25 protein-coding genes are annotated in these 21530 nt (G+C 32.6%); 20 read left to right on the top strand and 5 right to left on the bottom strand.

What is annotated here, in order from left to right; genetic code table 11:
* Positions 1-6 precede the first annotated feature (6 nt).
* Complete coding sequence (locus tag JM80_RS15850; RefSeq protein ID WP_013621761.1) at positions 7-435, top strand: VOC family protein; 429 nt, start codon at positions 7-9, stop codon at positions 433-435.
* A 15-nt stretch (positions 436-450) separates the two neighbouring features.
* On the opposite strand, the gene JM80_RS15845 is transcribed toward JM80_RS15850, so the two are convergent.
* Positions 451-1257, bottom strand: coding sequence for a hypothetical protein (locus JM80_RS15845; RefSeq protein WP_038506155.1), 807 nt, complete (start codon positions 1255-1257; stop codon positions 451-453).
* A gap of 68 nt (positions 1258-1325) precedes the next feature.
* Positions 1326-2042 carry a bifunctional 2-polyprenyl-6-hydroxyphenol methylase/3-demethylubiquinol 3-O-methyltransferase UbiG gene (locus tag JM80_RS15840; RefSeq protein ID WP_013621763.1) on the bottom strand — a complete coding sequence of 239 codons (717 nt, stop codon included), beginning with the start codon at positions 2040-2042 and terminating at the stop codon, positions 1326-1328.
* Between the two features lie 60 nt (positions 2043-2102).
* Between JM80_RS15840 and JM80_RS15835 the strand changes: the two genes are divergently transcribed.
* The 3 genes from JM80_RS15835 (at position 2103) to JM80_RS15825 (ending at position 4006) form a co-directional block, all read left to right on the top strand.
* Entirely contained in the window at positions 2103-2618 is a 516-nt protein-coding gene (locus JM80_RS15835; protein WP_013621764.1) for a DUF2059 domain-containing protein, read from the top strand.
* The gene (locus JM80_RS15830; RefSeq protein WP_089118338.1) at positions 2618-3112 is read left to right on the top strand and encodes a YkgJ family cysteine cluster protein; all 495 of its coding nucleotides are present in this window, start codon (positions 2618-2620) and stop codon (positions 3110-3112) included. Before JM80_RS15835 ends, JM80_RS15830 begins: the two co-directional genes overlap by 1 nt.
* Before the next feature lie 63 nt (positions 3113-3175).
* Positions 3176-4006 (top strand): sterol desaturase family protein, encoded by an 831-nt coding sequence (locus JM80_RS15825; protein ID WP_013621766.1) that lies wholly within the window; start codon positions 3176-3178, stop codon positions 4004-4006.
* Here JM80_RS15825 and JM80_RS15820 read toward each other — a convergent pair.
* Complete coding sequence (locus JM80_RS15820; RefSeq protein WP_038506163.1) at positions 4003-5238, bottom strand: exo-beta-N-acetylmuramidase NamZ domain-containing protein; 1236 nt, start codon at positions 5236-5238, stop codon at positions 4003-4005. The genes JM80_RS15825 and JM80_RS15820 overlap by 4 nt on opposite strands.
* 3 nt (positions 5239-5241) lie before the next feature.
* Here JM80_RS15820 and JM80_RS15815 point away from each other — a divergent pair, with 3 nt between their 5' ends.
* The 10 genes from JM80_RS15815 (at position 5242) to JM80_RS15770 (ending at position 17230) form a co-directional block, all read left to right on the top strand.
* Entirely contained in the window at positions 5242-6483 is a 1242-nt protein-coding gene (locus tag JM80_RS15815) for an FtsX-like permease family protein (protein ID WP_034642725.1), read from the top strand.
* Between the two features lie 92 nt (positions 6484-6575).
* A complete protein-coding gene (locus JM80_RS15810; RefSeq protein WP_013621769.1) occupies positions 6576-7556 on the top strand; it encodes a PLP-dependent cysteine synthase family protein in 981 nt (326 codons plus the stop codon).
* Between the two features lie 12 nt (positions 7557-7568).
* Positions 7569-8156 carry a sugar O-acetyltransferase gene (locus tag JM80_RS15805; protein ID WP_034642723.1) on the top strand — a complete coding sequence of 196 codons (588 nt, stop codon included), beginning with the start codon at positions 7569-7571 and terminating at the stop codon, positions 8154-8156.
* Positions 8157-8182: 26 nt separating this feature from the next.
* A complete protein-coding gene (locus JM80_RS15800; RefSeq protein WP_144711039.1) occupies positions 8183-8965 on the top strand; it encodes an aldose 1-epimerase in 783 nt (260 codons plus the stop codon).
* A gap of 68 nt (positions 8966-9033) precedes the next feature.
* A complete protein-coding gene (locus JM80_RS15795) occupies positions 9034-10758 on the top strand; it encodes a SulP family inorganic anion transporter (RefSeq protein ID WP_144711037.1) in 1725 nt (574 codons plus the stop codon).
* Positions 10759-10823: 65 nt separating this feature from the next.
* Positions 10824-12233: a rhodanese-like domain-containing protein gene (locus JM80_RS15790; protein WP_144711035.1), complete on the top strand. Its 1410-nt coding sequence runs from the start codon at positions 10824-10826 to the stop codon at positions 12231-12233.
* 189 nt (positions 12234-12422) lie between these two features.
* Positions 12423-13790: an L-fucose:H+ symporter permease gene (gene fucP / locus JM80_RS15785; RefSeq protein WP_144711033.1), complete on the top strand. Its 1368-nt coding sequence runs from the start codon at positions 12423-12425 to the stop codon at positions 13788-13790.
* A gap of 103 nt (positions 13791-13893) precedes the next feature.
* Positions 13894-14943: a lactonase family protein gene (locus JM80_RS15780; protein WP_013621775.1), complete on the top strand. Its 1050-nt coding sequence runs from the start codon at positions 13894-13896 to the stop codon at positions 14941-14943.
* 84 nt (positions 14944-15027) lie between these two features.
* Positions 15028-16389, top strand: a complete 1362-nt coding sequence (gene hemN, locus JM80_RS15775) for an oxygen-independent coproporphyrinogen III oxidase (protein ID WP_144711031.1) — start codon at positions 15028-15030, stop codon at positions 16387-16389.
* Between the two features lie 22 nt (positions 16390-16411).
* Complete coding sequence (locus JM80_RS15770; protein WP_013621777.1) at positions 16412-17230, top strand: universal stress protein; 819 nt, start codon at positions 16412-16414, stop codon at positions 17228-17230.
* Between the two features lie 86 nt (positions 17231-17316).
* Here the strand turns inward: JM80_RS15770 and JM80_RS16620 are convergent, their stop codons facing one another.
* Together JM80_RS16620 and JM80_RS16505 are read right to left on the bottom strand one after the other, a co-directional pair.
* On the bottom strand, positions 17317-17448 hold the full coding sequence (locus JM80_RS16620) for a hypothetical protein (protein ID WP_255436839.1): 132 nt from the start codon (positions 17446-17448) through the stop codon (positions 17317-17319).
* Between the two features lie 91 nt (positions 17449-17539).
* The gene (locus JM80_RS16505; protein WP_013621778.1) at positions 17540-17716 is read right to left on the bottom strand and encodes a hypothetical protein; all 177 of its coding nucleotides are present in this window, start codon (positions 17714-17716) and stop codon (positions 17540-17542) included.
* A 181-nt stretch (positions 17717-17897) separates the two neighbouring features.
* Between JM80_RS16505 and JM80_RS15765 the strand changes: the two genes are divergently transcribed.
* The 6 genes from JM80_RS15765 (at position 17898) to JM80_RS15740 (ending at position 21320) form a co-directional block, all read left to right on the top strand.
* A complete protein-coding gene (locus JM80_RS15765) occupies positions 17898-18227 on the top strand; it encodes a YtxH domain-containing protein (protein ID WP_013621779.1) in 330 nt (109 codons plus the stop codon).
* On the top strand, positions 18228-18575 hold the full coding sequence (locus JM80_RS15760; RefSeq protein WP_013621780.1) for a hypothetical protein: 348 nt from the start codon (positions 18228-18230) through the stop codon (positions 18573-18575). It abuts the gene before it with no gap.
* A gap of 10 nt (positions 18576-18585) precedes the next feature.
* Positions 18586-18783: a hypothetical protein gene (locus JM80_RS15755; RefSeq protein ID WP_038507472.1), complete on the top strand. Its 198-nt coding sequence runs from the start codon at positions 18586-18588 to the stop codon at positions 18781-18783.
* A 39-nt stretch (positions 18784-18822) separates the two neighbouring features.
* Positions 18823-19140, top strand: a complete 318-nt coding sequence (locus JM80_RS15750) for a hypothetical protein (protein WP_089118331.1) — start codon at positions 18823-18825, stop codon at positions 19138-19140.
* A gap of 499 nt (positions 19141-19639) precedes the next feature.
* Positions 19640-20236 carry a hypothetical protein gene (locus JM80_RS15745; RefSeq protein ID WP_144711029.1) on the top strand — a complete coding sequence of 199 codons (597 nt, stop codon included), beginning with the start codon at positions 19640-19642 and terminating at the stop codon, positions 20234-20236.
* A gap of 148 nt (positions 20237-20384) precedes the next feature.
* Positions 20385-21320 (top strand): DUF5677 domain-containing protein, encoded by a 936-nt coding sequence (locus JM80_RS15740; protein WP_144711027.1) that lies wholly within the window; start codon positions 20385-20387, stop codon positions 21318-21320.
* Positions 21321-21530 lie beyond the last annotated feature (210 nt).

Raw genomic sequence — 21530 nt, 5'->3', positions numbered from 1 at the left:
GATATTATGAAATACCCAATAGCACCTTTTCACATAGCAATACCTGTACATAATTTAGAGGAATGTAGAACTTTTTACAGAGATGTTTTAGAGTGTCCAGAAGGAAGAAGTAGTGACCATTGGGTAGATTTTAATTTGTTTGGTCACCAATTGGTAATACACTACAAGCCAAAAACAGAAACAGAAGAATTGCATACTAATGCTGTAGATGGTAAAAATGTACCTGTACCACATTATGGTGTAGTATTACCTTGGGAAACTTTTGAGAATTTTTCTAAAGACTTAAAAGCAAAAGGAGTAACTTTTGTAATAGAGCCTTATGTAAGGTTTAAAGGAGAAACCGGAGAACAAGCAACTATGTTTTTTTATGATCCTGCTGGTAATGCGCTAGAGTTTAAAGCTTTTAAAGATTTAAATCAATTATTTGCAAAATAGTAAATGCTAAAGTAATTACCTGCCGCCGTTAGCTTTTAAATCTGCTAAGCATTCTGCATCTAGTGTAGGTAGTCCGTTTTTACTAGCAATAAGCATTTTTTTCATACCAGCACCAAACTCTAGTTTTGCGTTCATTAAACAATCTTCTACATTGCAGTGGTTACTACCCACAGTTTCACCATCATCGTTTGTAGTTTCGCCTTCATGCGGGTGTACCATTTCTGTACCAAGGTTAACTAAACCCATTAAGTGGCCAAGCTCATGTTGGAGTGTTGCAGTTTCTACAGATGTTTCTGATACTAAAGCACTTTTAGCGGCTAAATCTTTAATTGTAGATTCGTAAATAACCATGGATGTGTTACGGTATACAGCGCCTAAAGTAACAGAGTTTGTTTCTTCATCATCATTATTAGACGGTGCATCTGCAAAGTAAATGTAAATAGCTAAAGTATCATCTGTATTATAAACAGTTCTATTATCTGTTTCTAGCTTTGCTATTTCCTCTATAGTTAAGTCTTCTTCATTAGGAGAAGAAACTTGCTTGTAAGTAGTTGTAATTTCGTTTTTAAAGGTAATGTCATTAATAAAATCTGTAAAATTAGCCAAAGATGCATCATTAGGTCTAAAACCTTCAACGTACACAATTTCTAATGCTAATTTACTATAGGTATTGTTAGATAATATTTCATTTGCAGAATCTCCAGAGCCTTGCAGGTTAGATGTTTTATTTGTTCCTCCTTTTTGTTCTGAGGTACTGTCATCTGTACTAGAACAGCTAACAACTAACAAAACAGCAAATAGTAAAGCGCTAAAATTCTTCATATATATCTTTTTATAACTAACAATTAGTTGCAACAAAACCCTACTTACAAACGTATAAAAGGGCACTTCTATTGCTTAGCAACAGTAAGTTTAGCTAAATAGTCGTAATGTTCTCCTTCAACTATCAATTCACAATTAAAACCATTTAAAATAGCAGCGCGTTGTAGTGTGTTGTAATCCAAATATAACCAAGGAAAAGTGTCGCTTTTTTCATTTTTGTATTGCATTTCGTAATCTACCTCTCCATAATAATCTTTACCAGGAGGAATCCAGTAGCCGCCATCTTCATCTTCCTCAAACATATAAATTATGTCACTAGAATCTAGTAGCAATTGTCCGTTTGTATTTAATAAAGATTTTAAGTGTTGTAGGTAGTCTCCTAGCTTATTTAGCTCGCCTACAATACCAATACCATTCATTAGTAGTAAAAGAGTATCATATGTAGTAGAGTTGTGCTCTAGTATTTTAGCATTTATGGTTTTAGATATGCCTCTTTTTTTACAAGCTTCTATGGCTCCTTTAGATGAGTCTAAAGCGGTAACATCTATATTTTTATTTTGTAAATACAAGCTATGGCTACCAGCGCCACAACCAATATCTAAAACTTTTCCTTTACTTAAATTTAGTGCTTTTTGCTCTATAATTGGCATTTCTGCATAACTCCTAAAAAGGTATGGCACGGGAATTGTATCATCTTCAGAAATAGAGGAACGCGTTACAATATCTTCTTTGTAGGTATTATTAAGATAATCTAACATTGCGGCACCAAAAATATCGCTTCCCATTTTATTTGTATTTTAGCCAACAAAAGTGGCATTTTTTAACAACATTAGAAAGTATTTTATATGAAACAACTTGGTATTGCATTAGTTTTAGTTCTTTTTTTTGCAACAAATGGTATTGCACAAACAAAAAAAGATAATAGTTTGGTAGCAACGTATTTAAAAGCCAATGGTTCTGCGGCTCAATACCAGTATGCGTATGACCAATTACTTACAATGTTGCATAAAAATCATCCAAAAACAGATAAGAATGCAGATGCTTACAAATATTTAAATGATAATAAAAGTAAGGCTGTAGCTGAAATTTTAAACGATTTAGAAGTAGTATATACAAAACATTTTACACAAGAAGATATTAAAGAAATGTTAGGCTTTTATAGAGGTGAAGCTGCTAAACAAATGCTAGCAGACAGAACAAAAATGACAGAGGAACAAAAACAAGAGCTTAATGCATATTACAACTCTGAGGTTGGAAAAAAAATAATATCAAAACAACAAGTGCTTAGCAAAGAAATAGGAGCTGCTTCTGAGGCTTGGAGCAGAGATTTGTATGAAACAGCTATGAGTTTATTAAAATAATGAAAGAAGTTTTAAAAGAACTACCCAAAAAGGCGAAACAAAAGCAAAACGAGAATAAAAAGTTTTTTACCAAACTTAAAAAAAAGCCGCCAAAAAATTTAGATTATGTAATGCAAGAACTTCATGAAGAGGAGTTTACTAAAACAGATTGCCTTACTTGTGCCAACTGCTGTAAAACAACAGGGCCTTTATTTACCAATGCAGATGTAGAGCGCATTGCAAAATTTTTTAGGCAAAAACCACAGCAGTTTATAGAAAACTATTTACGTATAGATGAAGAGAATGATTATGTATTGCAAAGTGTACCCTGCACCTTTTTAGGCTCAGATAATTATTGCTCTATATATGATGTAAGGCCAAAGGCGTGCAGAGAGTTTCCGCATACAGACCGTAAAAAGTTTCAGCAAATAAGTAATTTAACAATGAAAAATATTGCTATTTGTCCGGCTGCTTATAATATTGTAGAAGAAATGAAAAAGAGAATTAAAGTGTAGTAATTATGCTTTTATATACAAACCGTTAACTAAAAAGTTAACGGTTTTTTTTATATTTAGAAGATGGAAAGTATAATTACATATTTTGAAACCATACCGTCTGCTCACCGTAGCTTTATTTTAGTTGGTGGTATTACATTTTTTTGGCTTTTAGAAGGTATTTTACCGTTACAAAGTTTTACGTATAAAAAATGGCGACACGCATTGCCTAATTTGTTTTTTACTTTTACTACCGTTGTAATAAATTTTTTGCTCGCTTTTTTATTGCTTAAAACAAGTGATTGGACTGTTGTAAATAACTTTGGGATTATAAATTGGTTACCACAAATGCCTTTATGGTTGTATGTGATAATAGGTGTAATGTTACTAGATTTTTTTGGCGCTTACCTAGCACACTTTACAGAGCATAAAGTAAAACCGTTGTGGATGGTACATTTGGTTCACCATACAGACCATAATGTAGACACTACTACAGCAAACAGGCACCACCCGTTAGAGAGCGTAATACGTTTTGTGTTTACTTTAGCAGGTGTTTTTATTGTTGGTGCACCAATGGGTGTTGTAATGTTATATCAATCTTTATCATTAGTTGCTACACAATTTGGACACGCTAACATTAAACTACCTAAGAGGGTAGATGAGGTTATAAGTTATTTTTTAGTATCTCCAGATATGCACAAAGTGCATCATCATTATGTTTTGCCTTATACCGACTCCAATTACGGCAACATTTTCTCAGTTTGGGATAGGTTGTTTGGTACATTTATGAAATTAGACCGTGATAGTATTGTATATGGTGTAGATACTTTTCCAGATGAGGTAGAGAATGCAAGTATAAAAGGGCTGCTAAAGCAACCCTTTCATAAATATAGGAAACCTACAACTAAAACTTAGTTGTAAATAAGGTATTTAGCTCTTATTTTTTTAAACTCTTCAATAGCTGGTTGCCAAGTCTTTTTAATTTCAGATTCAGACATACCAGATTCTATTTGTTTTTGCAATTTATCTGTACCAGCGTGTTTTGTAAATCCGCTTGTTAAAAATACGTTGCTTTTATCAGTACTATTTTCATAAGCATCTATAATCCATTTTAATGTCATAGTGTTCATTCTTTCAGATTTAGACAAGTCATTACCATAACATAGTTTCCCTTTGTGTTTTGGGTTTTTAGATCCAAAATTAGGTTGCGGAGTATAAGTAAAGCCATATTTTGTACTGTCTAAAAAAGGAGCACCATAACGCTGAAACTGAAACTCTGTACCACGGCCAGCGTTAATGTTCATACCTTCAAACAAACCTAAACTAGGGTATAGTGTAATTGCAGTATTGTTTGGTAGGTTAGGAGAAGGCCTAATAGGTAAATTATAATCACTTGTGTGCTCATAATTATTAAGCTTAATTATAGTTAAGTCGGCTTTTTTATTGCCATTTAACCAGCCTTCTTCATTTATCATTGTAGCATATTCTGCAATGGTCATTCCGTATACTAACGGAATATTTGTCATTCCTAAAAAGCCTCTATGTTCAGTTTCCATAGTTGGTCCGTCTACATAATGTCCGTTTGGGTTTGGCCTATCTAATACCACAACTTTAATGTTGTTTTCTGCACAAGCTTCCATAACCAATTGCAATGTAGCTATGTAAGTGTAAAAGCGTACACCAACATCTTGTATATCAAAAAGCACCACATCAATATCTTTTAACTGTGTATTATTTGGCTTTCTATTTTTACCGTATAGTGATATTAAAGGTAAACCAGTTTTAGTGTCTACGCCATCTTTTACGTGTTCACCAGCATCTACCTTGCCTCTAAAACCGTGTTCTGGAGCAAAAACTTTTTTTATATTAATCTGCAATGTTTGTAAAGAATCTACAATATGCGTGTAGGTGCTGTCTGTTTTAAAAATTACACTAGTTTGGTTGGCAACAATTGCAACCTTTTTACCTTCTAATAATGGCAAGTAATCATTAGTTTTATTAGCTGCAACTACAATTTTTTTAGGGGGTATAATTGTAGGTTTTTCTTCTGTATTGGCTGTAAAATTAGCTTTTGGGGCGTTTCCGCAAGCAGAAAGTATTAAAAACCATAATAAAACTGTACTTTTGAAACCGGATAAAATTGCCATAAATTGAACTTAGAATTTTTTATTACTAAACGCCTAATTAAAGGTAAAGAGAATAAAAGTAGTATATCTGCGCCAATAATAAAAATTGCTATTGTAGCAATTGCATTGAGCGTAATTATGATGCTTTTTGCTATTGCAACAGGAGATGGCTTAAAAGAAAAGGTAAGAGAAAAAGTAGCCGCTTTTAATGGGCATATTCAAATTTTTAATTATGACAATAACACCTCAGATGTGTCTGTTGTTCCTGTGTCTATAAATCAAGAATTTTACCCAGAATTTAAAAATATAGACGGTATTACTCACGTACAAGCCATAGCCAATAAAGGAGGTATAATTATTACAGATGATACTTTTGAAGGTATAATAGCAAAAGGCGTAGGCAAAGATTATAATTGGGATGTTTTTAAAGAGTATGTAGTAGCTGGTAGGTTGCCTAATTACAATGATAAATTAAATGAAGAAGTTTTGGTGTCTTCATTAATTGCTAATAAGTTACAGTTAAAGGTTGGCGATACCTTTTCTACCTTCTTTTTAAAAGACAACAACCCATCACAAACACCAAACCGCAGAAATTTTACTATTGTTGGTTTGTATGATAGTGGTTTTGAAGAATTTGATGGCACGTATGTTTTTGTAGACATACGCCATATACAACGTATTAATAAATGGAGCAAAGACCAAGTTGGTAGTTTTGAAGTCTTTTTAAATAGTTTTGATGCTATAGACCAAAAAAGCAAAGAAATTTACGGCACTACGGTTTCTACATTAGACTCTAGCAATATAAAAGATAAATACCGTAGTATTTTTGAGTGGATAGGTTTGTTTGATTTTAATGTGGCACTTATTATTGGTATTATGATAATTGTTGGCGGTATTAATATGATAACTGCTCTGTTGGTTTTAATTTTAGAGCGCACACAAATGATAGGTATTTTAAAAGCTCTTGGTGCTGCAAATTGGAGTGTACGTAAAGTGTTTTTATACAATGCAGTTTACTTAATTGCAATTGGGCTTTTTTGGGGCAATTTAATAGGTTTAGGCTTGTTGTGGTTACAAAATAAATTTAAGTTTTTAACTTTTGCAGACCCTAAAGAATACTATATAGAGTACATACCTGTGCATATAGATGCTGTTACAGTATTAATTTTAAACATAGGTGTAATGCTACTTTGTTTGCTTATGTTGTTACTACCATCTTACATAATTACAAGAATAAGTCCAGTAAAGTCTATTAAGTTTGAGTAGGCTAACAACATACATAATCTAACAATAACTTTAGGTTTAGTTATTTTTCTGTGTCATTAATTTATCTTTGCACTTAAATAGAAACGATTTAAATGAATTACGCAGAGAATATTTTAGAGACTATTGGTAATACACCATTAGTTAAATTAAATAAACTAACAGAAGAATTACCTTGTTTGGTATTGTCTAAATACGAAACTTTTAATCCTGGGAATTCTGTAAAAGACCGTATGGCTTTACAGATGATTGAAGATGCAGAGGCAGACGGAAGACTTAAACCAGGCGGAACAATAATAGAAGGTACTTCTGGTAATACAGGAATGGGATTAGCATTGGCTGCTATAATAAAAGGATACAAATGTATTTTTGTAATGGCAGATAAACAGTCTAAAGAAAAAGTAGATATTTTAAAAGCAGTAGGAGCAGAGGTTGTTGTTTGCCCTACAGCGGTAGAGCCAGAGGATCCACGTTCTTACTACTCTGTTTCTAAACGTTTAGGAGAAGAAATACCAAATTCATGGTATGTAAATCAATATGACAATCCGTCTAACGCTAAAGCACATTTTTTAAGTACAGGTCCTGAAATTTGGGAGCAAACAGAAGGTAAAATAACACATTTTGTTGTTGGTGTTGGTACTGGTGGTACTATATCTGGTGTTGGTAAATACCTAAAATCTAAAAATCCTAATGTAAAAGTTTGGGGTGTAGATACCTATGGTTCTGTATTTAAAAAATACCATGAGACGGGCGAGTTTGATGAAAACGAGATTTACCCATACATAACAGAAGGTATTGGTGAAGATATTTTACCTAAAAATGTAGATTTTAGTATTATTGATGGTTTTACAAAAGTAACCGACAAAGATGCTGCTGTATACACGCAACGCTTGGCTAAAGAAGAAGGTATGTTTTTAGGCAATAGTGCAGGTGCCGCTATTAAAGGTGTGTTGCAGTTAAAAGAACATTTTACAAAAGATGATGTAGTTGTGGTACTTTTTCACGATCACGGAAGTAGGTATGTTGGTAAAATGTTTAATGATGATTGGATGAGAGAACAAAACTTTATAGAATAAAGGTTAGTGCATATGCAGAGTGAAAAAGAAAAAATGCTTTCTGGTAAGCCGTATTCTCCTTACGATAAACAATTAGCAGCAGAGCGTTTAAAAGCAAAAGAAATTGTTTTTAATTTTAACTCTCGCAGGCCCACACAAATAAAAGAGCAAAAGCAAGACTTAATAGAGCTTTTAAGTAAAACTCCTAAGCGGTTCTATATAGAGCCGCCTTTTAGGTGTGATTATGGTTATAATATAGAAATTGGCGCTAACTTTTTTGCCAATTATAACCTTACTATTTTAGACTGTGCAAAAGTTACCATAGGAGACAATGTAATGCTAGGTCCTAATGTTGCAATGTATACCGCAACACACCCCATACACCACAGTATTAGAAACAAACATTATGAGCACGCTTTACCTATAACTATTGGTAGTAATGTATGGGTTGGCGGTAACGTTGTTATAAACCCAGGAGTAACTATTGGTGCTAATAGTGTTATTGGTTCTGGGAGTGTAGTAACTAAAAATATTCCTAGTAATGTAGTTGCAGTAGGTAATCCTTGTGTGGTTAAAAGGCAAATTACCGAAGAAGATAAAGTCTATTTTGATATAAAATAGTAACTTGTGTGCTATAATTTTTTAGCATGATAACACTAAAATTAGCAAACCAAACCGTTAAGATTGATAAAGGTGAACTGGTAAATTACATTGTTAATGATGTAGAGTTTATACACCAAAAGGGAGATCCAGGTTGGCGAAACGCAGATACAGAAATGTTTCCTATTATTGGGCCAACTGCAGAAGCAAATTTTAAGGTACAAACACCAAAAGGAGATGCTGTGCAAGACCAACACGGTTTATTAAGAGAGTTAGCATATACACTGGTAGAAAATAGCAGTACTACGGCAATTTTTCAAAAGGAGTATAAGGCCAATACCAAAGTAACTAATTCTAAATACCCAAATAAATCTACTGTAAGTAAATTGTACTGGCCATATGATTTTCAATTTCAAAAAAAATACCAACTTACTAATAGCGGGTTAAAAATCACATTTACAATTACAGCAGAAGAAGGTATGCCGTATATGTTAGGGTACCATCCTGCTTTTAAAACCGAAAACAGTACTACACAAGTTAGTTATGGAGAAAATACTAAAGCTAGTGTACAAGATATAAAAGCTGCAGGTAGTGTGGCTTACCCGTTAAGAGATGTTACTAAGGCAGAACTACAAAATACAAATGCTATTACTATAGAAACCCAAGGCTTTAAAGAGTTAATGTTATGGACAGAGGTAGACACTATGTTATGTATAGAGCCTATTACATTTTACCCTTATGATGTTGCACAAAACAAATTATTTAAAGGGTTTAGCCATATAGGTAAGTTGCCAGCTGAATATAAAGTGTTTTTAAAACCAATTAATTAGTAAATTATTTGTCACCCAATTTTTCAAATTTTTATTTATACTATAAACAATAACTGTAAATTTGCCTAATGCAGCATTTCTTTCCCATACTAACGTGGCTTAAAAGCTATAAAAAAGGAGATTTTATAAAAGACTTATTGGCAGGTTTTACCGTTGGTATTATTTTAATCCCTCAAGGTATGGCATATGCTATGATTGCTGGTTTACCACCGGTTTATGGTCTGTATGCAGCCTTGTTTCCTACCTTAATGTATGTTTTTTTAGGAACATCTAGGCAGTTGGCTGTGGGGCCTGTTGCTATGGATTCTTTACTTGTAGCCGCTGGGTTAGGAGCTTTGTCACTTGCCACTACACAAGATTATATTGCTATGGCAATTGTGTTGGGTTTTATGGTTGGTGCTACTCAGTTTTTATTGGGGTTATTTAGAATGGGGTTTTTAGTAAACTTTATGTCTAAACCTGTAATTAGTGGTTTTACATCTGGTGCAGCAATTATAATTATGTTTAGTCAGCTTAAACATTTACTAGGCGCAAATATAGAGGGCAGTAGCAAATTTGTAACTTTAATAAAAAATGTGTTTGCAAAAGTAGCAGAAACCAATATGTACGACTTTGCCATTGGTATGGTTGGTATACTTATAATAGTGGTAGTAAAAAAAATAAATAAAAAAATACCGTCTATTTTATTTGTAGTAGTATTGGGTATTTTGGCTGTTTACTTTTTTAAACTAGAGCAATACGGAGTAAAAATAGTAGGTGCTATTCCAGACGGTTTACCTTCATTTGGTGTACCTAACATAAATATAAAAAACATATTAGATATTTGGCCAATTGCAGTAACATTAGCTTTGGTTGGCTATTTAGAGGCTATTTCAATAGGTAAAGCTTTAGAAGAAAAAAGTGGTAAAGAAACTATAAACCCAAATCAGGAGTTAATTGCTATTGGATCTGCAAATATGGTAGGTTCTTTTTTTAAATCTTTTCCGGTTACAGCAAGTTTTTCTAGGTCTGCTATAAATTATGAGGCAGGAGCAAAAACAAATTTAGCATCACTTTTTAGCGTAATAATGGTAGTGGTGGTGTTATTATTTTTAACACCATTATTTTTCTATCTACCTAAAGCAGTATTAGCATCTATAATAATGGTTTCTGTATTTGGATTAATAGACGTAGCTTACCCCAAAGAACTCTGGAAACATCGTAAAGACGAGTTTTTAGTTTTACTAGCAACATTTATTTGTACGGTCTTTATAGGCATAAAAGAGGGTATTTTAGTGGGTGTTTTATTTTCATTATTGCTGATGGTGTACAGAACATCTAAACCACATTTTGCAGTGTTAGGAAACGTAAAAGGTACAGATTATTACAAAAATGTTAGCCGTTTTGGTACTGAGGTAATTACAAGAGATGATTTATTAATAGTTAGGTTTGATGCGCAGTTGTATTTTGGTAATGCAAGCTATTTTAAAACAGAATTGTACAAAAACATACATAAAAAAGGTGCCGCTCTAAAAGGTGTAATATTAAATGCTGAAGCCATAAATTATATAGACTCTAGTGCTGCACAAATGCTAGAAAAAGTAATTAGAGAAATTCACGAAAAAAATATACAGTTTTATGTTGCTGGAGCAATAGGTCCTGCAAGAGACATTATTTTTACAAGCGGAATTATAACAGAGTTGCACAGAGAGTTTTTGTTTGTAAAAACATCTGAAGCTGTAACGTATTTTGATGAGCCAAAGGAAATATCAATGTTAAGAGCCAAAGTGGCACACCAAAAAAATTTTAACTGATAAATATCAGTAACTAAAAAAAATAATTAACGTAGTTTTACGCGTTTACAAAATTGAAAAGGATTATGAATATAGAACAGATTTATACAGGATGCTTGGCACAAGGTGCTTATTATATAGAGAGTAATGGCGAGGTTGCAATTATAGACCCGTTAAGAGAAATAGATCCTTATATTAAAAGAGCAACTACAGATAATGCTACTATAAAATATATTTTTGAAACTCATTTTCATGCAGATTTTGTTAGCGGACACGTTTCTTTGTCTAAAGCAACTGGCGCACCAATAGTTTTTGGGCCAAACGCAAATACTGGTTTTGATGCCCTTATAGCAGAAGACTTACAAGAGTTTAAAGTAGGTAATGTAACAATTGTGGTATTACATACACCAGGGCATACTATGGAGAGTACAACCTATTTATTGCGTGATGAAAATGGTAAAGACCACGCTATTTTTTCTGGTGATACATTGTTTTTAGGAGATGTTGGTAGACCAGATTTAGCACAGAAAGCAGGTGAAATTACAGAAAAAGATTTAGCAGGCTTTTTGTTTGATAGTTTACGTAACAAAATTATGCCTTTAGCAGATGATGTTATTGTGTACCCAGCTCACGGTGCAGGTTCTGCTTGTGGTAAAAATATGATGAAAGAAACCGTAGACACACTAGGTAACCAAAAGAAAATGAATTATGCCTTACGTGCAGATATGACTAAGGAAGAATTTATAAAAGAGGTTACAGATGGTTTAGCTCCTCCTCCAAAATATTTTCCGCTTAATGTTAAAATGAATAAAGAGGGGTATGATGATATAGCTGTTGTACAAGAAAGAGGTACAAGACCATTATCACCAGAAGAGTTAGAGGTTGTAGCAAATGAAACTAATGCAATTGTTTTAGATGTTAGGCACCAAAATGAATATGTAGAAGAACACATACCAAGATCTATTTTTATAGGACTTAATGGTAGTTTTGCTCCTTGGGTAGGTGCTTTAATTGCAGATGTTAAGCAACCTATTGTTTTGATTGTACCAGACGGACTAGAAAAAGAAGCAATTACACGCTTGTCTCGTGTTGGTTTTGATAATACTATTGGTTATTTAAAAGGTGGTATTGAAGCTTGGAAAGCTGCGGGTAAAGAAGTAGATAGCTTACGCTCTATATCTGCACAAGAAGCTAAAAAAGAAATTGCAGAAAAAAATGCACCTGTTTTTGATGTTCGTAAAGTAGGCGAGTACCAGTCAGAGCATTTAGTAGATGTTACAAGTACACCATTAAGTATGCTAAACAACCATTTAGCAGAGTTTCCTAAAGAAGAAACTTTTTATATACATTGTGCTGGTGGTTACAGATCTGTAATTGCTGCATCTATTTTAAAAAGCAGAGGAATTCATAATTTAGTAGATATTGCAGGTGGTTTTGCGGCTATGCGTAAAGCAGATATGAATATAACAAAATACGTTTGTCCATCTACTTTGTAGTAGTAGCACAACACAAATTACAAAAGGTTAAAACAGTTTGGTGCTTACCAGCTTGTTTTAACCTTTTTTGTTTTTAGTAGCTATTGCGTCATAATTACTTTAAAACCATCTGTTAGTCGAAAAAAAATGGTTTACGTGCTGTCTTTTAAATACATTGTACATTAAATTAAAAACCAAACAAACTACGATATGAAAACTACAAGCAAAGTACCTGTTGTAACCAAAAAAATGTTGCTTCCGTTTATTTTAATTACTTCTTTATTTGCCTTATGGGGCTTTGCTAATGCAGTTACAGACCCTATGGTATCTGCATTTAAAAAAGTGTTAGAACTTAGCAATACACAGGCATCTATGGTACAAATGGCTTTTTACGGTGGTTACTTTTGTATGGCATTACCGGCAGCAATGTTTATGCGTAAATACTCATACAAAGTAGGTGTGTTAATTGGTTTAGGCTTGTTTGCAACGGGAGCATTACTTTTTTATCCGGCAGCAGTAACAGAGCAATTTTGGTTTTTTTGTTTAGGCTTGTATATTTTAACCTTTGGCTTGGCTTTTTTAGAGACAGCAGCAAACCCATATGCATTAGCAATGGGAGCAAAAGAAACAGCTACACAGCGTTTAAATTTGGCACAAGCGTTTAATCCGGTTGGGTTAATTGCGGGTATTTTAATTGCTAAATTTTTTGTGGCAGAAAAACTACAGTCAGATGATTATGAAAACTTTGCTGCATTAGACTCCGTTAAAAAAGCGGCTATAACTGCATCAGATTTAGCGGTTATTAGAGACCCGTATGTGATTTTAGGATTAGTTTTAATTGGTTTTTTTGTATTGTTTTTGGTAAGTAAAATGCCTCAGAATAGTACAGAGGGTAAAATGCCAAGCATAAAAGAGACATTTAAAGACTTAGCTAAAAATAAAAAATATGCGTTGGGTGTTTTAGCGCAAATACTATACGTAGGAGCACAAATTATGTGTTGGACCTATATTTATCAATACGTAGAAGGCTTGGTTAATACCGGTGTTTTTAAAGAAAGTTATATTACAGTATTTGGTACAGAGGTATTAAAAGACGGATTCTATTATCAAATTATAGCCTTTTTACTTTTTGTAGTTGGTAGGGCTATTGGCACAGCAATGTTGCGTTTTATGAGCGCAGGTAAACTACTGTCTGGTTTTGCAGTACTGGCAATTGTATTTGTTTTAGGTACTATTTTTATAGATGGTATGTTTGGCTTGTATAGTTTGGTGGGCGTATCATTTTGTTTGTCTTTAATGTTTCCTACTATTTATGGTATTGCTTTAGATGGCTTAACAGAAGACCAGTCTAAAGTAGGTTCTGCAGGTTTAATAATGGCAATTGTTGGTGGTGCTTTAATGCCACCTTTACAGGGTTTAATTATAGATATGGGAGGTACAGGAGTATCAGACACCACAATAATGGGCGTATCAGAAATTAATTTCTCTTTTATATTGCCTTTTTTATGTTTTGTATACATAGCTTGGTATGGCTATATGGTGTTTAAAAAGTATGACGCTGGTGTAACAACAACATAATTACACAAACACTTTTTTAAGCTATTGTAAATTTAAAGTAGCTTATAAAGTAATGTTACTCTTTTATTTGTAATTTGTGATTTAAATAACTAGCATTTAAATTATGATTGTATTGGTTGGTGGTTACACCCAAAAAATGTCTGAAACCTTAATAGGAAAAAGTAAAGGTATTTACATTTTAAAATGGAATAAAGATACAGGTACTACTACAGAAATAGGACATTTACCACTTAAAAACCCAAGCTATTTTGCTTACAATGAAAAAAACAATTGTTTGTATGTTATTGAAGAAATTGCCTATGAAGATACACCAAAACTAAAAGTATTTAAACACAACGGTAATGGTAATTATACATTTATAGATGAAAAATACATACACGGCGCATACCCTTGCCACATAGCCATATCACCAAATGGTAAAGAAGTTGCTGTTGCCAATTATGGTACAGGAAATGCTGAGGTGTATGCCATACAGAAAAACGGTTTTGTGCAAAATGCTCAAATTTTACAACATACCGGTAAAGGAGTAAACCCAGGCAGGCAAGAAGGGCCGCACGCGCATATGTGCTTGTACAACAAAAACAGAATGTATGTAACAGACCTAGGTTTAGATGTTGTTAAAACCTATGAAAAAGGTAGCAATACTGGTTTTATGAATAGGGCTAATTTAGACTTTAAGGTAGCCGCAGGTAGTGGAGCAAGACACTGTGTTTTTCATCCTAAAAAAGAGTTTGTGTATGTGTTAACCGAAATGTTTGGTACTGTAAGTGTATTTTCTACCAAAGACAGTAGTTTGTTGCAAACCATAAAATTGTTGCCAGAATCTTTTACAGGTTTGCCAGGTGCGGCAGCCATTAGAATAAGTGATAACGGAAAATTTTTATACGCATCAGAAAGAACCACTAGTCAAATTATAGTTTTTAAGATTGATAAAAAAACGGGAGAATTAACATTGGTAGAGCGTGTAGATGCGGGCAGTAAAGTACCAAGAGATTTTAATTTGTCTCCGTCTGAAGATTGGTTACTGGTTGCTGGTCAGAGTTCTAATGATGTAAGTGTTTTTAAAAGAAATAAAGATGAAGGTACGTTAACCCTATCACACCAAATAAAAGACATAAATACCCCAACTTGCATAGTTTGGCATAAAGCCTAAATTGTATTTTTTTTGTAGTATGACATTTGTCATAGTTATAGCATAAAATAGCCTGTATTTTTACCTTAAAAATACGCTATATAAATGTGCAATTTAGTTCAGAAATACAATATTCCAGGTCCAAGATATACTAGCTACCCAACAGTTCCGTATTGGGATATTAATACGTTCTCTGGTAAGGAGTGGGAGCATACCTTAATAAAATCTTTTAAAGAAAGTAATGCTACAGAAGGCATAAGTTTGTACATACACTTGCCTTTTTGTGAAAGTCTTTGTACGTTTTGTGGTTGCCATAAACGTATAACCAAAAGGCATGAAGTAGAAAAACCTTATATACAAGCAGTATTAAAAGAGTGGCAATTGTATTGCAATATGTTGCCAGAAAAACCAATTGTTAAAGAGTTGCATTTGGGTGGTGGTACACCTACTTTTTTTACACCAGAAAACTTACAGGCACTTATAAATGGTATTTTTAGAAAAGCAGAACGAGCAGCGGAATACGAGTTTAGTTTTGAAGGTCACCCAAACAATACCACCAAAGCACATTTACAAGCACTATACAATGTAGGTTTTAGGCGTGTAAGCTATGGCGTGCAAGATTATAACAGTACTGTACAAAAAGCAATAAACAGAGTACAGTCTTTTGAGAATGTAAAAAATGTAACGGAGTGGGCTAGAGAAATAGGGTATACCTCTGTTGGTCATGATATTATTTTTGGACTGCCACACCAAACACTACAGCATGTAGAAGAAACCATTTTAAAAACAAAAGAATTGCTGCCAGATAGGTTGGCTTTTTACAGTTACGCACACGTACCGTGGTTAAAAGGTAATGGGCAGCGAGGTTATAAAGACGAAGATTTGCCAACAGCAACACAAAAAAGAGACCAGTATGAGAAAGGAAAAAACTTACTAGCAAAAGTAGGTTATAAAGAAATAGGTATGGATCATTTTGCCTTAGAGAACGATAGTTTATACCAGTCTATGGTAACTAACAATTTACATAGAAATTTTATGGGGTATACACCATCTAAAACACAAGTAATGATAGGTTTAGGTGTTTCTAGTATTAGTGATAGTTGGTATAGTTTTGCACAAAATGTAAAAAGTTTAGAAGAATACAATCATTTGGTATTTAATAATATAATTCCTATTTATAGAGGACACATTTTAACACAAGAAGATGTTGTAATTAGAAAACATATTTTAAATTTGATGTGTAGGTTAGAAACTTCTTGGAGTAACAAAAATGAAGAATTTGCACAATTAAGCGAAACTTTAGACAAGTTACAAGAAATGAAGAATGATGGTCTTATAGAAATTTCTTCTACAAAGCTAACTGTATTAGATAAAGGCAGGCCTTTTATTAGAAATATATGTATGGCTTTTGATGTGTTACTGCATCAAAAAACACCACAGACAAGACTATTTTCAATGACAATTTAATTATAAACTTTAAATTTTACGCATGAAAAAAATAATAGTACCTGTAGATTTTTCAGATCAATCTAATAAAGCATTAAAAGTTGCTGCATCTTTAGCTAGTAAGCACAACGCAGAGCTTGTAGTTTTGCATATGTTAGAGCTAAATGCTGTAATGATTTCTTCTGAAGGATTACCACAAGAGCAAGTTGTATTTTTATTAAAACTTACAGAAAAAAGATTCTCAGAGTTTTTAGACAAACCATTTTTAAAAGACCTAACAGTAACACCAATAATAAAACATTACAAAGTGTTTAGTGAGGTTAATGAGGTAGCAGAAGAGCACAAAGCAGACTTAATTGTTATGGGCTCCCACGGTGTAGATGGTTTAGAAGAAATTTTTATAGGTAGCAATACAGAGCGTGTAGTGCGTAATGCAACAGTGCCAGTTTTGGTAATTAAAGATGATATTGAAGATTTTACAGTAAACTCTATTGTTTTTGCGTCTAGTTTTAATGAAGACAACATACCAGCTTTTCATAAAGTAAAAAGTTTTGCCAACCTTTTAGGAGCCAAAATAAACTACGTGTACATAAACACACCAGGTGATAATTTTTTAAGTACAGAAGATGCGTATACCAGAATAGCACAGTTTATATCTAAAACCAATGCAGGTATAGAAGTAGAAATTTATAACGACTATACTGTAGAAAAAGGAATTTTAAATTACAGCAATACAACAAATGCAGATTTAATAGCCATATCTACACACGGCAGAAAAGGCTTATCTCACTTTTTTATGGGCAGCATAGGAGAAGATGTTGCAAACCACGCCACCATACCCGTTGTAACATTTAAAATATAAACATAAAAAAAGCAGGTTTTAAAAACCTGCTTTTTCATTTCAACCAAACATGTAATCAATTATTACAACTAACCATTAACCACGTATTATTCTTTTTTTTTAGTGCTATTCATTAAAAAACCTACAACTATTGCCACTAATACAATGCATACTAGCGCAAAAATGGCAATCATTATTTTACCATTATTTAAATTAGATAATATTATATTTAATTTCATTATTGGTGGTGTATTTATGTTTTATACCGTAAAGATATTGGCTAAAACCCACCTATAATATGATAATTGTCAGTCTTCTAAAAAAAAGTAATTAAAGTTCTGTACCTGTACTAAAAACAGCAATAGTTAATAGTATTAATGCTGCAATTACAATTATAAATGCAGCTATAGTAATAGTGTTGTTCTGAAAAAAGTAGTTACTTGTTTTTTTCTCTTCTTCTTTCATAAACTTAATATCTTCTTCTCCTTGTTTTAAATCTCTTTTCATTGTTATAGTTTTTAGTGTGTGCACAAGTATACAAGAATGTGGTAAAAACTAGTATCGCAAAAAAAAATAAAAATAACTCAAATGCTTTATGGTAAATGAGTTAAGGATAATATCATTTGCGGCAATGTAACCCCTATAGTTTGCTGAAATTTGTAACACAAACAAATAAAATATAAAAATTATGAGCAATAACAGTAACACATTATTAGGAGTATTAGCAGGAACCGCAGTAGGAGCAACATTAGGAATTTTGTTTGCGCCAGACAAAGGAATTAATACCAGAAGAAAATTGGTAGATGAAGCCGTAGCAACAAAAGAATCTCTTGCAGATAGTGCTTTAGATTTAAGAAATACGGTAGCTGCAACAGTAGCAACAAATAAAGAAACGTTAGACACAAAAATTGAAAACTTAGTATCTGACGCTAGTTACAAAGCAGACGATGTAATTAACCAATTAGAAGGTAAATTAAAAGAACTAAAGGCTAAAAACAAAAAATTACAAAAATCATAAATGAGTGTAATTAACTCCATAGACAAAACGGCAACTGAAGCCGCAGCGGCTGGAAAAAAATACGTAGATGTATCTAAAAAATACTACGAGCTAAAAGTTTTTCAGCAGTTAACAAGTACATCATCCTATGTAGTAAAAACAGTTATTATAGGAGGCCTACTACTGTTAGCATTTTTGTTTATGGCAATTGGCGCTGCACTGGCTTTAGGAGACTTGTTTAACAATATACCATTAGGGTATTTGGCAGTAGGAGGTATTTTTATACTGTTTGGCCTATTGGTGTATAGTAGAAGAACATTTATAGATAAAATATTAATTAAAAATATGTCTAAAACATATTTTGATTAAACCACAAACTATGCAATACACATCATTTAAGCAAATTGAGCTGGATTTGAAAAGGCTTAGTTTAGAAAGGCAAATACTAGTAGAAGAGCTAAAGGCACAAAAACACCAAGTTGCAGAAGACTTAAAACCATACAACTGGGTAAGCTGGGCTTATAAGCTAGCACGTAAATACGGAGCTTTACTAGTTATTAAAAAACTATTTAAATAAGCTATTGCCTAACGTTTAATCACAAAAACACACACAACTATGAGTAATGAATATGCAAAAAACGAAAGAGATAACATAGAAAAATACCAAGCAAAAGGTTACACAAGTAATTTTAGTGTGGTAGATGGCAAATTGGTAGACGTAGCAGAAAAAACCAAATACACGCCACAACAAGTTTTTGTGGTAGAAGAACACAGGTATGAGGGTATGAGTAACCCGTCTGATATGTCTATACTGTATGTTATAAAAACAGAAGACAACAATAAAGGTACTGCTTTAATTGGCTATGGGCCAACGGGTAATTTAAATGCAGCAGAATTTTTTAAAGACATACCCAAAGAAAATTACAACAATTAAACTGTTCCCCAAAACAGCTCTCTATATATATGAGAAAAAGCAACACTATTTTTAGTGTTGCTTTTTTGTTTATAACAAACTACCATTAAAAAGCTACCATTGGTAAAGTATTTTGCTACAACTATACATATGTATGTTTTAAGTAGAAAAATTAATTATAAATTGTAAGAAAATTAGTTAGTTGGTTTTTAAGTTAGAATTGTAAGAGACGAGACTGTTCCCCAAAAGAACCTCTCTTTTAAGAGAGCAGCACTATGTATATAGTGTTGCTTTTTTTTTGTAGTAATTTATAATTAAAAAACTACCACAGGTAAACTATTTTATGTCAATTACACATTTCCGTAATTGTGATATAAAAAATAGTTTTACATTGTAGGAAAATTAACAGACAAAAAACAACTAGAAAGCCAAATGTGCGTTTATACAACCATATTGGCGGAATAAACGCAATTAATTGCGTTTATATGTAGTTGTGGCACATTAAAACAACCCTTGGAATTTGGAATTCATATTTAAAATATTACGAGAAAATCCTGAAATAGGCACTCTCTTTATAGCGACTACTTTTACAGCAATAGGCTTTATATTTAAGACATTGATAGATACTTTTTTGGAAAGTAGGAGATATAAAAAAGAACTGAAAAAAATATATTGGACCGAACGAATTAATGCTGCTAAGAAAGCATCAGAATATTATTATGACCATCAGGAATTACTTGGTTTGATGATTCATAAAATTGACATCGTTTTGCGTCAAGACGGCCCTGGAACTCTACCTGAAACAATTCAGAATACGATAGAAGTAATATCCCAAAGAACCGTTAATCCGAATTCATTTGAACATCACCATATTCATATGTTTTATGATTTTGACACCGAAGAGTTGAATGAATTGAACACCAAATCTTTTAATATAATTCAAGAATTACAAAAAATTGAAATCTTAGAATCAGATACCACAGAAAGTATAAATATCAAATTAAATGAGGGACGGAATTTATTGACCAATTTAAAATCTAATCATCAAGAGCAAAAAAAGATTTATAAATCATACTTAAGGATGATAAACGAAGACCTCGCAGAATTTATTAAATAACGTGCCACAACAACGTGTATAATTAATTGCGGCTGAATTTCCTCTCGGAAATTCAATCTTATTAATTATCTTTCGGTTACGGCGGAAAATGACTCACGTCCTTTCCCGCAACTAATCATACACAAACACGTTGGCAACAAGCTAAAAAATGAACACTAAACCAATTGACGATATTTTACCAAGAATTGCAGATGAGTATTTGCAAAAGATTCTTGATGATTTTTCAAAAACAATTGACGAAGTAGTGAATTTTGGAACTCATATTCTTTTATGGGACGTTGAATATAAGCGAGAAGGAAAAGACAATAACATCCCTACTCTTTTCTTAAGAAACATAATTGAATTATCGGATTCTATTTCAGTTTTAACTAAAAACTCATTAATTGACCCTGCTAAAATTCAAATTAGAGCTCTTTTAGAAAATCATTTTGGATTATTATATATACTACAAAAAGATGAAAGACAAAGAGCACTTTCTTTTATGGTATGGCGAGCAATAAAAGACTTAAAATATTATAAACAATTTGTATCTGAAAATCCATCCTCAAAAGAATTTAAAGCTAAAATCCTGAAAGATGAAATGGATGTTGACATAACAAAATTCTTTGATAGACCTGATGTAATTAAGATTATTGAAGCAAAAGTAACTTTATTAAATAAACCAGAATTCAAAGAGGTTCATCAAGAATATATGAGGACTTCAAAAAAATTAAATACAAAAAATCCAAACTGGTATTCTTTGTATGATGGACCTAATAATTTTCAAGAGATGTCAAATCGTCTAAAGAAAACTGTAATTTATGAATTCCAATACCGGAAATATTCGGAAAATGTACACGTAACTGGAATTCAAAAAGGTTTTGCAAAAGCTGGAAAAGATGAAGCTCAAATAATTCAAATTAGAGATTTTGAGCATTGCAAGGATGTTTTTATTTCAACCGTGTCTTACTTGCTTGAGTGCTACGCTGAATACTTGACAAAAAGAATTCCTGAAAAACGAAATGAATTAACCGAATGGTACAAAGATTTTAAAGAACCATATAATAGAATTGTTTCGGAATCAGTAATTAATTATAAAAAATAAAGCCAGTTGCCAACACTATATATAGCAAATAGGGCGATTAGTGTTTAATCGAAAGGTCGTTGTCTATTTGCAAAGTCGCCAAATTTTTAAATTTGGCTTTTAAAAATAAAAAGATAAAAACAAAATATAAAAATTCGGCTCTGTGTTAACCCGAAAAGTTAGCTTCTTTTTATACGCAACTAATTAAGAAAATTGAATCTTGTAGAAAAG

The organism is Cellulophaga sp. RHA_52 (assembly GCF_007827205.1).
GTDB classification, from domain to species: domain Bacteria; phylum Bacteroidota; class Bacteroidia; order Flavobacteriales; family Flavobacteriaceae; genus Cellulophaga; species Cellulophaga lytica.
This window is presented reverse-complemented; position numbering and strand designations above follow the sequence as displayed.